This is a genomic window from Metamycoplasma buccale (assembly GCF_046774455.1).
Lineage (GTDB): Bacteria > Bacillota_I > Bacilli_A > Mycoplasmatales > Metamycoplasmataceae > Metamycoplasma > Metamycoplasma buccale.
The window spans coordinates 723133-738450 of record NZ_CP177249.1; the positions used below are offsets into that span (position 1 = coordinate 723133).

The 15318-nt window shown below is 25.8% G+C and carries 14 protein-coding genes and 1 tRNA gene; 3 read left to right on the forward strand and 12 right to left on the reverse strand.

Translation table 4 applies throughout. The features are described from left to right. Positions 1-915 carry a hypothetical protein gene (locus tag ACLFP3_RS03280; protein WP_412031527.1) on the reverse strand — a complete coding sequence of 305 codons (915 nt, stop codon included), beginning with the start codon at positions 913-915 and terminating at the stop codon, positions 1-3. Positions 916-991: 76 nt separating this feature from the next. Continuing rightward, positions 992-3067, reverse strand: coding sequence for a P68 family surface lipoprotein (locus ACLFP3_RS03285; RefSeq protein ID WP_412031528.1), 2076 nt, complete (start codon positions 3065-3067; stop codon positions 992-994). Positions 3068-3330: 263 nt separating this feature from the next. Here ACLFP3_RS03285 and ACLFP3_RS03290 point away from each other — a divergent pair, with 263 nt between their 5' ends. Together ACLFP3_RS03290 and ACLFP3_RS03295 are read left to right on the forward strand one after the other, a co-directional pair. Beyond that, on the forward strand, positions 3331-4308 hold the full coding sequence (locus tag ACLFP3_RS03290) for a DHH family phosphoesterase (RefSeq protein WP_412031529.1): 978 nt from the start codon (positions 3331-3333) through the stop codon (positions 4306-4308). Continuing rightward, a complete protein-coding gene (locus tag ACLFP3_RS03295; protein WP_412031530.1) occupies positions 4295-5281 on the forward strand; it encodes a DHH family phosphoesterase in 987 nt (328 codons plus the stop codon). The genes ACLFP3_RS03290 and ACLFP3_RS03295 overlap by 14 nt, the downstream gene beginning before the upstream one ends. A 53-nt stretch (positions 5282-5334) precedes the next feature. Here the strand turns inward: ACLFP3_RS03295 and ACLFP3_RS03300 are convergent, their stop codons facing one another. The 6 genes from ACLFP3_RS03300 to ACLFP3_RS03325 form a co-directional block, all read right to left on the reverse strand. Beyond that, positions 5335-5964 (reverse strand): hypothetical protein, encoded by a 630-nt coding sequence (locus tag ACLFP3_RS03300; RefSeq protein WP_412031531.1) that lies wholly within the window; start codon positions 5962-5964, stop codon positions 5335-5337. Continuing rightward, complete coding sequence (locus ACLFP3_RS03305; protein ID WP_412031532.1) at positions 5954-6976, reverse strand: nicotinate phosphoribosyltransferase; 1023 nt, start codon at positions 6974-6976, stop codon at positions 5954-5956. The genes ACLFP3_RS03300 and ACLFP3_RS03305 overlap by 11 nt, the downstream gene beginning before the upstream one ends. Positions 6977-6998: 22 nt before the next feature. Beyond that, positions 6999-7541: a hypothetical protein gene (locus ACLFP3_RS03310; protein ID WP_412031533.1), complete on the reverse strand. Its 543-nt coding sequence runs from the start codon at positions 7539-7541 to the stop codon at positions 6999-7001. 111 nt (positions 7542-7652) lie between these two features. Beyond that, on the reverse strand, positions 7653-8084 hold the full coding sequence (locus tag ACLFP3_RS03315) for a Vmc-like lipoprotein signal peptide domain-containing protein (RefSeq protein WP_412031534.1): 432 nt from the start codon (positions 8082-8084) through the stop codon (positions 7653-7655). Between the two features lie 128 nt (positions 8085-8212). Further along, complete coding sequence (locus tag ACLFP3_RS03320; RefSeq protein WP_412031535.1) at positions 8213-9022, reverse strand: hypothetical protein; 810 nt, start codon at positions 9020-9022, stop codon at positions 8213-8215. Positions 9023-9132: 110 nt separating this feature from the next. Further along, a tRNA-Leu gene (locus ACLFP3_RS03325) sits at positions 9133-9216 on the reverse strand. A 61-nt stretch (positions 9217-9277) separates the two neighbouring features. Here ACLFP3_RS03325 and ACLFP3_RS03330 point away from each other — a divergent pair. Further along, complete coding sequence (locus ACLFP3_RS03330) at positions 9278-9763, forward strand: dUTP diphosphatase (RefSeq protein ID WP_412031536.1); 486 nt, start codon at positions 9278-9280, stop codon at positions 9761-9763. A gap of 38 nt (positions 9764-9801) precedes the next feature. On the opposite strand, the gene lon is transcribed toward ACLFP3_RS03330, so the two are convergent. The 4 genes from lon to ACLFP3_RS03350 all read right to left on the reverse strand — a co-directional run bounded on the left by lon (position 9802) and on the right by ACLFP3_RS03350 (position 15289). Next, entirely contained in the window at positions 9802-12303 is a 2502-nt protein-coding gene (gene lon / locus ACLFP3_RS03335) for an endopeptidase La (RefSeq protein ID WP_412031537.1), read from the reverse strand. A 184-nt stretch (positions 12304-12487) separates the two neighbouring features. Beyond that, positions 12488-12946 (reverse strand): hypothetical protein, encoded by a 459-nt coding sequence (locus ACLFP3_RS03340; protein WP_412031538.1) that lies wholly within the window; start codon positions 12944-12946, stop codon positions 12488-12490. Continuing rightward, positions 12933-14774, reverse strand: coding sequence for an oligoendopeptidase F (gene pepF, locus ACLFP3_RS03345; protein ID WP_412031539.1), 1842 nt, complete (start codon positions 14772-14774; stop codon positions 12933-12935). Before pepF ends, ACLFP3_RS03340 begins: the two co-directional genes overlap by 14 nt. Then, positions 14774-15289, reverse strand: a complete 516-nt coding sequence (locus ACLFP3_RS03350; RefSeq protein ID WP_412031540.1) for an adenine phosphoribosyltransferase — start codon at positions 15287-15289, stop codon at positions 14774-14776. The genes pepF and ACLFP3_RS03350 overlap by 1 nt, the downstream gene beginning before the upstream one ends. Between the last annotated feature and the right edge of the window lie 29 nt (positions 15290-15318).

Here is a 15318-nt window from a genome sequence, read left to right on the forward strand (position 1 = left end):
CTATTTTTTATTCATTTTTTCAATAAATTTAAAAATATTATTTTTGAAATCTATATTACTATCTTGTGAATATGCTTGACTTAAAATGTATTTTCCTGAATTAATCATTTCGCCATGAGATTCATAAGCTTTACTAAATTCATAAGGGTTTTTAAAGTGTTTTTCATAAAAACCTTTTTTATTCTCAATTCCTCAATTATAAGCATAAGCAAGATAAGGCAACAATAATCCATATATTGAGTTTTTGATACTTTCTTGATAATCATCACGAAATGCAGATTTTACATCATCACCTATCCTAGGCAATGTATAACCACCTGCGAGCATACTAGTTGCAAAATTTTGTTCAAAATTTTCACCAAAAAATGCATTAGCTATATGTCTATCATATGATTTATTGGCTCAATTTGAACTAAGTAATCTAACTGTTGTGCCAACTGGAATCAATTTTTCTGCATAGGCATGGTCAAGTTTAGCAAGTTCTTTTTCTTTTTCACTCACATTAGAACCATGTTCTTCTAATGTGTCGATTGTTGGTATTCTAACAGCAATTTTATCTCCAACTTTTAAACTAGATGAAGAAACAATAGTTTCAAATGGTGCTTTAGTGATTTCCGCATCAAAAGTATCACCATCTCTTCAATGAGTAATTTTTGCTTCTGCATATCCCAATCATTCTCAATATGAGTATGTAGCATCTTCAAAAGCGCCTGTTTTTTTATTTTTAACATTACGAGTAACTTTTTTATCAAATAGTTTACCTACTTTATTAAAATCTTGTAATGGTAAATCATAAGTATTATTTAATTTTAATGTTTTATATTCTTTAGTTCTAGCGCATGATACAACTAAAGGCGAAATTAAACTTATAGAAATCAAATTTGATAATAAACAAAGACTTTTTCTTCCCTTCACAAGTTACCTCCCCTTAAAAATAATCACATTAGTTTTGCCTAATATGATTATTTCTTTTATTTATTTTATTTTTATTTTATTCGAAATTATTTTTAAATGAGTTTAAGAAGGATTCAAATGAAACACTACCGGTTGAAGCTGCAGCATTTAACATAGATTTCATAGCAGATTCAACAGATTTTCTTAATGTATTAGAAAATGGTGAAGCAACATCTTCTACTATCTTAGTATCATTAGGATGATCAAATGCTTTTTTAAAGTTTTGATATGCAATTTTCATTGCTTCATTTAAATTTTTAATAACTGGATCACTTTCAGATTTTTGGAAGAAAGATTCAGTTGGAGAAATGTAATTTCCATATAAGTTAAATGCATCTAATGGAACAACATTTTCATATTCTTTGTTACCTATTTTTAATTTGTCAAATTTATGAGTATAGAATCAATTAACAAATAATTTAGTTGCTTTATCTTCTTTTTCATTTGCATGAATTCCAATAAATGAAGGTCCTTGAGTAAATACTGATCCAGTTTCCCCTGATTTTCCAGTAGCATAATTTGGAGCGGATAATCAAGTAACATCGCTTTTATTAGCTATTGTTCCACCCTTTGCAATGAATATATAATCTTTTGGAATATAGTAAGTATCATATTTTTCTGGTTGACCTTTACTATTTAAAAATTTTCCTATTTTTTTAGCATTAGGTATTTCAATTTTTTTACCATTTACTTTTGCATAAACTTTTCCATTTTCTTCTACTACTTTAGATGAAGTTGTAAGTACTCCACCTGCTAGCGAATCAATATCTGATAATAAAGCATCCATTTCAGCACTGGCTGATTTTTTATCAAATGATCCAACTACACCAGCATAAGTGCTTTTGTATAATTTATTTTTATGTTCTAAATTATCAAATTGTAATAATTCATCGTTTGAAGTTGATTTTTCAATTATTCTTCCATAATCAATTTCAGTATTATTATCAATTCCATTAAGACCTTTGAATAATATTTTTCCATTACTAAATGTATGAGTAAATCCTGCAGTAGAACCAATGCTAATTGGCATTTTGTGTAATGTTAAATCACTAGAACCATATGCACCACTACCACCAACTCAAACAGCACCAGCTTTAATTCCCTTTAATATCATTTCAACAGTTTCTTTAAAAATTTTGTATTCTGAAGAATTTTTATCTTTATAGAAGCTTGAAAAGTTTCATCCACCAGTTTGTGTATTATTAGGATCAGGTGTTACATACCCTTTTGAAAGTTCACCTTTAGTAAGTGAAGAAACAATAGAATTTATAGCATTTGGAACTGAATCTAAACCTAACATATATAAATCGGTTTTTTCTGGATACATTCTTTTCATTCAGATTGCAAGTTCTATTAATTTTGTATATGAAGTAAATGCTTCATCAGAAAGAATATAATTTTTTAATTCTTCTTTTAATTTATCTTTAGCTGTTTGATCTTTTAATTCAACGTCTTTTCACACTCCATCAACACTATTTTTTTTATCTGCAGCAGCATTGTTATATGCATTAATACATTCTTCTATTATTTTTTTGTTACTATCGTTTAATTTAACACCATATTCTGTTTTAAGTTTGTTTAGCATTTTACCCAAAACAAGTTTGTTAACGGCTGCCATTTCAGATGATCTTGACATTGGAACAGTTCATTTTTCTTTTTTATAATTACCTGCAATTAAATTATTAACATCTTTAAATGTTTTTGCAATTTTAAATGATTCATAATCTTCATCTGAAATTCCTAAATTCATTTTGTATCTTGCAATTAGTGAAGCTGCAGCAGGATAATTAATTGCTAAGTTGTAAAAAGTTGATCTATTTTTGGTTTCTAAATCTTGTTGCAATTGACCAGTGTCATAGCCATTTGGAGCTAATGTTAAATCCATTGGTAAATAACCTTCGGCTTTTTTTTCAGGATTAGCTTCTAGTCATTCATTATATTTATTAACTAATGCTCTTAAGGCTTTACCTTGATCATTATTTTCAGCAAAACCCATTTTAATTTGTATTCTTCCGTCATAATTTTGGTCAAATCTTGTTTGGCAAGAAATACCAGTTATTGCAAATATTGAAGCAACGGGAGCACTTGCTAGCAATAATAGTTTCTTATTCATTTTGTACCTTTCTTTTTTTAAACAAATTTAAAATAAAAACAAAGAACAACTACAAGATAAAACTTGCAGAAAAATTCTTTGTTTTTCTTATGTGAAATTTAAATCCAGTATTCTTTGTTTTCACAATATATTATTTTAATATAAAAGGTAATATTTTCAAAAATATTAACTATAGTAAATAATAAAAAGCAATTTTTAGGGTAATAACAACTTGTGAGTGATTATAATTTAAGTAAGACAAAAACTTATAATAGGAGAAAATAATGGCTAAAAATAATTGAGAAATAGCTTTAAAAGCTATTGAAATGCATGAGAATATTTTTATATTTCATCATATTAGACCGGATGGTGATTGCTTAGGAAGTCAATTTGGTTTAAGAGAATTAATAAGAACAAATTACCCCGAAAAAAATGTTTTCGTATTGGGTGATGCAGTAGGTAATTTTCCATTTTTTACATGAGATTTTGATACTTTTGAAAAAATTGATAAGAAATATTTTAAAAACTCACTTGGTGTAGTAGTAGATGCTAATAGTTCTAATCGTATTCAATTTGCAAAATATATAACTGATAAAAATTTCACTCATATGTTAAGAATTGATCACCACCCTGTTGATCCAGATATTAATTATGACTATACTTGAGAAGATGCTAATTATGCTGCAGCAGGAGAACAAATTGCATATATTGCAATGAAAGCTAAATGAAAAGTAACAACAAAAGCAGCGAAATATGTTTATTTGGCAATTAATACCGATTCAGGTAGATTTCAATTTGAGTATGTGCAAAAAAGAACTTTTGAAGTTATGGCATATTTACATAAAGATAATGACTTTAAAGTGTGAGATGTTAACTTTCCTTTATCAATAAGAGAACCAAAAAAAGTTAAATTTAATGCTTATGTATTGTTGAACTATAAAGAGGATAACAAGGTTATATATTTTCATGTAACTAAAAAACTTCAAAAGAAATTTAAACTATCAACAAATGAATCTAGTGATGTTGGTATTCTTGCCAATATTGGTAATTGTAAAATTTGAGTAATGTTTATTGATCAACCTGATGGTAGCATTAGAGCTAGAGTTAGAAGTAATGGTATTTGAATTAATCATATTTGTGAAAAATATAAGCCTGGTGGTGGTCATGAAGTTGCTAGTGGTGCAACTTGCTATAATAAAAATGACATGAAAAACTTGCTTCAAGATTTAAAGAATGAAATTTTGAAACATGAAAAAAGCTAGCCAAGAAAAGTTAAACTTGTTAAAAGAAATTGAAGCAAAAATTGAAAAATATAAAAACATTGTCATTTTTCATCATATTAGACCGGATGGTGATTGTTTAGGAAGTCAATTTGGATTAAAATATTTAATCAAAGAAAATTTTAAAGATAAAAATGTCTATACAATTGGTGATCCTAAAGGAAGTTTTCCATATTTAAATTTTCCAATGGATAATTTAGAAAATAAACCTATTAATAATTCTCTAGCTATTATTGTTGATGCTAACTTTAAAAATCGCATTGAATGTCGTGAATATTTAGATAATAATACTTTTAATGATGTAATTAGAATTGACCATCACCCTAACGATGATGACTTAAATGCATCGTTAAGATGAGTTGAACCTGAAGCTCCAGCAGCAGCACAGCAAGTTGCAGAACTAGCTTATAAACTTAAATGAAAAATTAATGAAGAAGCTGCCACATATTTATATTTGGGAATTTACACTGATTCAGTTAGACTTACCACTTCTACAACTAACGAAAAAACAATGTTTTTAGTATCAGAATTGTGAAAACATGGTGCTAAAAAAGATTTAATTCATAATGAAATGATGAAAAAAACTTTAGAAGATATAAAGATAAGCGCTTTTGTACAACAAAATATGCAAATAAAAAATAAAGTAGTCTCTTTTTATTTTTCCTTAAATGATCAAAAAAAACTTGGTATTATTGATCCTTTAAAAGCAAATAGACCTTTTTTATTAGCAAATATTGATGATAATAAAATATGAGTATTTTTTACTGAAGAAGATAAAAATAAAATAAGATGTGAATTTAGATCAAATGGTCCCTGCGTTAGAAATGTTGCTATAAAATGAGGTGGAGGAGGCCATCATAGAGCAAGTGGCGCTCAAATTGATGATGAAAAGAATATTCCCTTAATTATTAAAGATTGTGAAAAAGAAATTCTTAATATAAAAGATTATGATTAATAAAATAAAACCCCAAACATTTTTGTTGGGATTTTTTATTTCTTTTTTAAGAATTAAACATTGTTTTCGGGATGTAAAATAATATCATTAGTGAATTTTATTAAATTTCTTATGTTATCGAAATAAGCTTTATATTTCTTATATTCGCCTTTTCATACTAATTTTCTAGTAGTAGTTTTGGTAAAATCAATTGCCAAATACACATCAAAATATCCAAATTCTTGTTTAACATCCAAAATGAATTTTTCAATATTTAATTTAACTTGAACATCATTAAATTGAATATCATCTCTTTTAAAAGATTTTCTTTGAAATTCCACTAAATAAGAGAAATAAATATCTCTCGCTGCTTTATCTTCGTTAGTAGCATTTTCAAATAATTTTGCTTGATTTTGTTGTTCTTCTGTTAATGAATAATTTTTATAAATTTCATCAACATTCAAAGCATTTTTTTTATAAACATTTTCTGAAGCAGCGATCGCAATAATTTTTGCAATAATAAAAACAAAAATAAACAAGAATATAGCGCCAAAAACATAACATGTAATAGCTGAAGCTTGATTAATTTTGCCAAAAATTTTTGCTCCAGCTAAAACTAAAATTATCCCAATGGCAAGAAATGCAAATACTGCTAAAAAACCAATAAAATTTAAAATATTTGATTTGAGTTTATTATTTTTCATTTAAATTTTCTCCTTTATAAATAACTAAATTTTTATTAGTTAAGTATTTTCTTCCAGCTTTAGCAATTTCTATACCATTTAATCTTGTAGCATCTGCTGAAAAATGAATATTAATTCTTAGTAATGCTTCACCAACACCATATGAATCAACAGGTGCTTTTTGTTTTTCAAATTTCTTAATTTTTTCTGCATCAAATCCGCTAGAAACTACAATTTTTACATGTTTTCCATTATTTTTATCTAATGCTTCACGTAATCTTTTAACTTGTAAAGGTGTTACTCCGAATTGTGCTTCACCTTCTTTAAACATTTTATCAACCATTGATTTAGAAGTATCAATCCTTACTCCTTTTAAATCTTTACCAAATCTTTTTAAACATGCTAAAGAATCAAAAATAACATCATTATGAAAATCTACTAAAGCATAAAGTGCAGAATTAGGAAATGTTTCATGATATGCTTCACAAGCTTTAACAATATCACCTTTAAACATTTGAATTAAAGCATGTGGCATACTACCATAAGATTTTTCTAAATCAAAATCTGCTCCTTCTAATGTACAAAAATTAGTAATTCCGCCCACTCTAGAAGCATAAATATCATTTAAAGAATTAATGTAATGATCTGCTCGATCTGCCATACTTACTATTGGTTTATTATTTGCTGCTTTAACAATTCGATAAGCATTAGTAGCAATAGAAGTTTGTCTAGCTAAAATTCCATCAATCATTCCTTCTCATAGTCCAAATTCATAATAAGGGCCTTCTAATTCAAGCACTACCTCACGGTTATGAATTATGCTACCTTCTTTTAAATATTTAATCGTATATTTAGTAATATCTGTTTTATCTTTTAAAAGATTAATTGCTTCATTTATACCACATAATTTAACATCATTATGTCTTTGAAAAAATTGCAAAGTAACAATATCATTTTTGCAAAAATGTTCAGCAATTTCTTTGGTTTTAAAAAAATAAGTTGCAAGTTTATTTTCTAATTTCACTATTGACATACCTCACTTTAGTTAAATTAGTTTATTCTGATATATCAAAAGGAACTTCTACATTTGTAAATTTATGTAAAACTTTAAAAGATCCATCTTTGTTTTTTAATGTTAGTACATAGTCAACAATAATTTTTTTATCTTTTAAGGCAGTTTCCTTATTTTTAATGATAAAACTATGTTGTTTATCAATTTCATTATTAATAATTTGATAAAAAGTATTTTTTAAATCGTCAATAGTAGGGTTACCAATAACACTATATTCTTTAGGACTATCCTTAGTTTTAACTTTTACTTGTCCATTTTTTTCTTTAAAGTAATCGACTTGTAAAAAGCCTCTTTTTACATAGCTTTCAAATTTATCTTTGATTTCTTTTTTAATATTTAGTTTTCCTCATACATTACCTTTATTAGCCAAAAAATTATCTACTATTGCTTTTTCTTTTTCTTCTAAAGCTGGTTTGTTCGGCTTGGGAGTAGGATTATTGTTTTTACCATTACATTTACTAGCAACAACTGTTATTGGAGTCAATACCGTTAATAATGTTGCTGATATTTTTAAAAATTTGTTCATAAAATCTCCTTTTATTTTTTATTTTAAAATTATGCCATAATAAATTTTTATACATAAAAATAACTAAAAGTTAGCTAACTTTTAGTTATCTAAATCTATATTTACTTAAAGTTATTTTGTTGCTTTAAAACCTTTTACTCAAAAAGTAACGGTTGAAATTTTTAAAGTTTTCTTATCTTTTACTCTAACTTTTAAAGCGGCCATGGTTGAGTCGTCTTCAGTTTTTTCAAGAGTTACATCTATTAATTCATGAGTATCTTTAACATTAACCTTATTTTTTAAATCAGCCGATTTATTAGCTTCTTCTACAGTTTGTTCCTTTTTATCTCACAAATAATAGCCAGTTTCTTTATCAATTTCTTTGCCATTTTCATCTTTTGCTTTTTCGGTTTCTTTAACTAAATTTTGAATTGTTGTTGCTTTTTGTGCTTCTTCTAAAGCTTTTTGAGAAGGAGCATCATTACATGCTGCAGCTATTGCAGCAATTGGAAATATTGCTGCAATAGGAGACAATGTAGCTAATAAAATTTTAGATTTTTTCATAAATTCTCCATTTTAATATAATTATTTATGTCTCTTAATTTTACCACACATAAAATTTACAATGATAAAAAACAACTATTAATAAGGTAATTTTCATTTTTAATCAAAACAAACGACCTAAAATTAAATTATTTACGTTTAATTAATGAAGAGTTTAAATATTTGAATTCATAATTATTAAATGATAGAAAGTAAAAATCATTAAAACTTTCGTAATTTCTTACTTTTCTAATAATATACATTTCGTATATAAAAATAGATATATTAAGAGTTAAGATAATATTAATTAAGACAACATTAATTCTTGTAAAAGCCCTTAATTCATAATGATCAAAATTATAAAGTATTAAAACTCCAATTAATGCACCCACAATAATAAAAGGAATGATTAAATTAAACACAATTGCTTTAATTATAGCTTTTTTCTTTTGCATACCAAAATTAGGATTCAAAAATCCATGTTTGGCAAAATCAGCATCAATTTCATTAACTAAGTTTTTATAATCAATTGAATTTGGCATATATTCTAACAATGTAGCAACAAAAGAAATATATTCTTCTTTAGTTAATGGCTTTTTAGCTGAATATAAATCTTCAAAACGTTTGTCTTTAGGTAATATTAATTTTGAAGGATTTCTTAATGAATTTAAATAAGAATAAAAAGCAAAAAAATCTTTAATACTTATTCTTTTAAATGCCGTTAAAAAAACAAAAGCAAAAATTAATAAAACTAAGCCTATTGGTATTCCAACAATACTTGCAAAAACAATATCGTTAAATGCTTGCAAAATATCTTCATATTTATTTTGAAAAACAGTTGCTATATATACTAATGCAAACATAAAAGCACTAATAACACATAACAATAAAATTCAAAATCAAAGTGATCTAATTGCTGGTTTTTTTAAAATAGCTAATTCACGTTTTCTTCTATTCATAATTACTAACATTTTATTACAAGCAAATAAATTATTTTAATATTTAAAAAATTAATAAAGAAAAACTAGTCAAAGACTAGTTAATAAAGGTAAGTAAGATAAAATCTATATGGTGCTCCAGACTGGACTTGAACCAGCATGACTTTCATCGGTTGATTTTGAGTCAACTGCGTCTACCATTTCGCCACTGGAGCGTAATTTAAATTATAAACACAAAAAATTTTTATTTATTTTTTTGGTTTTATAATTGAAACTATGAATTTAGAAATTATTTTCAAAGCACAAACTGAATTAGACACAATTTTAATGAAAAAAGTTATTAAACAAAATGAAAAAAACTTCGAAATTAAAAGAGGAGTTGCATTATTAGTAGAGCTTGGTGAATTTGCAAATGAAGTCAAAGCTTTTAAATATTGAAAGAAACATAAAGAAATGAATAGAGACAAAGTTTTAGAAGAATTTGCTGATGGTATACACTTCTTAACTAGCATTTCACTAAGTAAACAAGTTAAAAGTGATATTAAAATAATTTCTAAATATGATGATTTTAGTTTACAACTGTCATATGTTTATAAATTATTCACAAACCTACTAACCAAGTGTACAAAAAATAATGTTAAAAAAGCTTATGGAGCTTATTTGGGTTTAGGATTATTAGTGAATATTGGATATAATGAAATCATTACTTCTTATTTAAATAAAAACAAAATTAACTACGAAAGAATTGAAAATAATTATTAAAAAATTTAGGAACAATTCTGCCCCTAAATTTTATTTAACTATTTTTTATTATTATTAAAAATTTCTTCATAAATTTCTGAGTAATATTTGACTGGTACAAACTCCACTTCTTTTTTAACTTCCTCAGGAACATCAATTAAATTCTTTCTATTATCATAAGGAATAAAAATTTTCTTTATACCAAATTGAGCTGCAGCTAAAGATTTTTCTTTTAAACCACCAATTGGTAATACTTTTCCTCTTAAAGTGATTTCACCAGTCATACCAATATGCGCTGGAACAGGTTTTTTTGATAAAGCACTAATAATTGATGTTGTAAAAGTAACACCAGCACTAGGTCCATCTTTTGGAACAGCTCCTTCAGGAACGTGAATATGAATTGAGTTATTATCAAAGTCAAAATCAATTCCAAATTTTTTGGCATTTGCTCTTACATAAGCTAAAGCAATTTGAGCAGATTCTTTCATAACATCTTTTAATTGTCCAGTTAATTTAAGACCTTCTTTACCAGGGAAAGTTGTTACTTCAATTGCTAAAGTAGAACCACCAAAAGTAGTGTAAGCAAGACCATTTACAACACCAATTTGAGCAATATTTTCATTTTCATCATTTTCAAATTTAATTGGTCCTAAAAATTCTTTAACTACTTCTTCAGTAACGACAAAATCATTCTTTATTTCTTTATCAAGAATTCTTACAACAATCTTTCTAGCAATATTATCTAATAATCTTTTTAGTTCACGCACACCACTTTCACGAGTATAGTTTCTAACAATAAATTCAATTACTTTATCACTAATTTGCATTTGTTTTTCAGTTAATGCATTTTGTTGATATATTTTAGATAATAAATGCGATCTAGCAATTTTAACTTTTTCAATAGTTGTATAAGTTGAAAGTTCTAGAAGCTCTACCCTATCAATTAATGGAGCAGGAATAGAATCATAATAGTTGGCAGTTGCAATAAATAAAACTTTAGAAAGATCATATTCTAAATCTAAATAGTGATCTTGAAAGTTAACATTTTGTTCTGGGTCCAATACTTCTAACATTGCACTAACAGGGTCACCTCTAAAATCAGAAGACATTTTATCTATTTCATCTAATAAAATAACAGGGTTGGAAACGCCGGCTTTTTTAATAGCACTAATAATTTTACCTGGCATTGCCCCTACATACGTTCTTCTATGACCTCTAATTTCGCTTTCATCTTTAACACCACCTAATGATACTTTGATAAATTGACGATCAAGAGATTCTGCTATTGATTTTGCTAAGGTTGTTTTACCAGTTCCTGGAGGACCTATTAAAGTTAAAATAGGAATATTATTTATTGGTTCATTTGATATATTTCCTGCTTTATTAATGAATAATTTAGTATCAACAAAATGATCTTTATCACCCTTTATTGGTAAATATTCTTTTGATTCTTCATTTGCTTTTGTGTGGGTTAAAACAGAAATAAATTCTAAAATTCTTTCTTTTGGTTTTTCTAAACCATAATGATTTTTATTTAATACTTCTCTTACTTTATTAATATCAAGCAATTCACGACTTACTTTTCTTCAAGGTAAAGTTAAAAGTAAATCAACATAAGTTTTACTAATGTTGGCTTCTGGGCTTGATGGCATCATAGAAGCTAATCTTGCTTGTTCTGATTTGATAGCCTCTAAAACATAAGTTGGATATTGTTTTTTAGCATCTTCATCTTTATCAAGGTTATCTACTATTTTTGCAGAATCATCTTCTTTTAACATTTTTCTTATTTGACGCATTTTTTCACGTAGTAAAAAGTCACGTTGTTGATCTTCTAAATCACCACGCATACTATTATTAATTTCGGCATCAATTTTGGTAAATTGAATTTTTTTAGTTAGTTTTGAAATAATATTTTCATAAAGATCTTCAACTTTATTACTTTCATATAAACTTAATAATTCTTCATAATCATATTCATTAGAAATTGAATCAATAATATCGTAAGCTTTTTCACGGTATGATTTTAATTTATCAGAGTATAAATCCTCTGCTTCTAAAAGTCTGACCATATCTTTATAAAGTTTTGTATCTTTTATAAAACCTTGTGGATTAATTTCATCCATACTTGGACCCATACCTTGCAAAGCATTTGCTATCTCTAATACTTTTTTATGATATTCTTTTACAATTTTTAAGTCGCCTTCTACACTAGCAATATCAAAATCAACCAATTGGATTTTATGATTGTTTTCATTTTTTATTGTTGAAATTTTATTTAAAACAACTTTTTCTTTTCCAATAATTTTTACAAATGAAATTTTATTGTTTTGTTTAACATCAGAAATTGAAACTAAAAGTCCATACTTAATTACTTGTTGTAATTTTGTAATGTCTTCTAATGTTTCAACTTCAGGTTTGACAAATAAAATTACAAAATCTCCATTATATTTTTTTTGTGCTTCTTGTAAAGCTAAAAGAGATTTTTCTTTTCCTATTTTTATCTCGTCTGATTGTGCAACTCCAATAAATTGGTTTCTAATTGCAATATATGGTAATATCATTTTTCCTCCTAATAATTAATTAAATCAACCCCTAAACTAAAATATCCATGGTTAATAATTAATTCTTTATAATTCTAGCACTTTATTGTTAAGAGTGCTAAAAAAAGCAAAATTTCATTTGCCTAAAACTTTGTCTATTTGTTATGAATAAATTTAAATAATAAAAATAAATCAATATAAATTTTTATAATGCATTTTGATTAAAGTCATTTTTTATATCTATTTCATTATCTTCATTAAATTTATTAAGCATATTTTCATTATTTTTTATATTGTTTCTAATATTAGAAATTTTTAAATATCTAGAAGTAAATGATAATAACATTAAAGATGACGCTGAATTAATAAAGGGTAAAAAAGCAAGAACAACATTTAATATAGAAATAAATTTCAATGTTTTATTTAATTTCTCTTTAAAAATATAAATGCAATTAATAAAAGCAATAATTGGTATGGAAACTTGTAATAAAACTAAGAAAATAGAAATTTCTAAATATTTTTTGAAAACAAATTTCATGCTATGTACAAACGAAGTGGCTAAATTATTATAAAAAACAACAAAAGCAAAATATAAAGAAGAAATAATAAATGCTAAAAAGGAAAATATCATTCCGACAACTAAATTTTTTTTAATATTTTTCATAAAATATTTTCCTTCCTAATTTTATATATTTGCTAATTTTTTCATTAATAATTGAAAATGCTTTTTCATAAATTTCATTTGAATAAATATCTACACCGGCTTCTTTTAAAATTAAAGTAGGTCAATCCTTATCGCCTGCACTTAAAAATTTGTCTATATATTTTTTAAGAGCATCAATTCCTTCTATTTTATATTTTTGGAAAAAAGTGTTGGCAACAATATAACCAATGGCATATTTATAAACATAGAAGTGATAATAAAAATGCGGAACAATAGTAGAATATATATTTTCTTTTTTATTAATTTTTATTTGTTTGGAGTCAAAAGCATATTTTTTTGCATTGTTAACATATAAATTTTCTAATGCTTCATAAGTGTTTAATGGCTCACCTTTATCAATTTCATTATACAAATCATATTCATAATTTGATCATTGAGTTTGTCTTATAACTGTTCCCATAAAATCACTAATGCTTGCAGAGAGTAATGCAAATTTTTCTTCATCACTTTTAGCATTATTGAAGAGATAATCATTTAATAAAAGCTCATTAAAAATAGATGCTATCTCAGCTAAAAAAATAGGGTATTGACTTCTAAAAATAGGTTGGTTTTTATTAGAATAATAAGAATGTAATGAATGTCCCATTTCATGACACAAGGTATTCACTGAATCTAATGTTCCATCAAAATTCATTAAAATAAAAATTTTATCTATTCCGTAAGAATCACCAATTGAATAAGCTCCACTTCGTTTCGATGGAACATTAACATAGTCAATTCACCTTTCATCAATCGCTTTTTTTACAATTTCTGGATATTCATATGGCATTATTGAAGTAACATCTAACAAAATTTTCTGTGCTTCTTCAATAGTGTATACATTTTTGATATTGACTAAATCCATTGAAGCATCTCATGGCTCCATTTTTTTATTAAATTTTTTTAGAAAAAATTGTTTTTTTGCTTTTAAATACTTTTTAAACATTCCTATATTTTTTTGAACATTTTTATAAAGTATTTCTAGTAAAGATTTATCAACATGGTCTTCTTTTAAAATTGATTCTAAAGTAGAGGGATACTTACGATACAATGATTGAACCGATAACTCTTTAATGTGTTGATATAGTAGTTTTGCTAAGCTTTGTTTATGCTTATTAAAGGCAATTAAATAATTTATATATGCTGATTTTCTAATTTTTTCATCTTTATTTTTCAACAATAAAGGCCTTGTTCCTTCAGTGATTTTAAATTTTTTATTTTTTGAAGAAGTGGCATAACCAAAATCAACTTCACTATCAGTTAAAATTGAAAAAATTTCTTCAGGAGATGGATTGCCAATACTTGTATCATTTAGATATGTTTCAACTTGATCATCTAATTTATGATCTAGCGCTTCTAATGTTGCTTCTAAATCTTTTTTAACTTCAGCTAATTCAACCTTATTAAGTCATTTTTTTATAGTGTCTTTATGTTTATCAATTCTATTTACCTCTGAACCAAATCTTTTTTCATATAGATTTGATTTTTCTTCAAAATTAGAAATTTTTGTATTGATATCAAAATCAACAATATTTATGTTTAATTTATTGGATAAATAATTTTCAATTTTATTGTGTATTATAAGCATTTTTCGGGAAATTTCAAGGTGTTCTAAATAAAGATTGAAATCTTCATATTTTGAATCTTTTATTTGAATCATTTTTTCATAAAGTAAAAAATAATCATTTTCTAATTCTTCAAGAGTTTTATTATTTAAAATGCTTTCTAAATCAAAGGTATATTTCTTTTCTATTTCATCATATGATTTGTACTTTTTTATAGTTTTCATTATTCACCTTTATTAATGTAAATTAAACTTTTAATATCACAATCTAAACGTTCTCTTGCATTAAATCCTTCTAGTTCCATTAAAACTATAATTCTTAAAATTTCTACCCCTTGAGAATTCAACAATTTAATAATAGCTTCTAAGGTTCCCCCAGTAGCTAAAACATCATCAATAATTACTGCTTTTTGACCTTTTTGAACAATTCCCTTTTGAATTTCCAAAACATTTCTGCCATATTCCAATCCATAATCGCAACTAACTACTTCTCCTGGCAATTTTCCTTGCTTTCTTACCATAATAAATGGTTTCTTTAATGTTGCTGCTACCGGTGTACCAAATAAAAAACCTCTTGCATCAGGGCCAACAATAATATCTGCGTCTTTCGCTAATAAGGCCATTTCATTAATAGTGTAATTTAAAGCAATACCATTAGCAAGTAATAATGAAATATCTTTAAACTCAATTCCTTTTTCTGGAAAATCTTTGATAGTTCTTATATATTTTTTTAGTTCCATAACATATAAAATTATATTATTTAATAAGA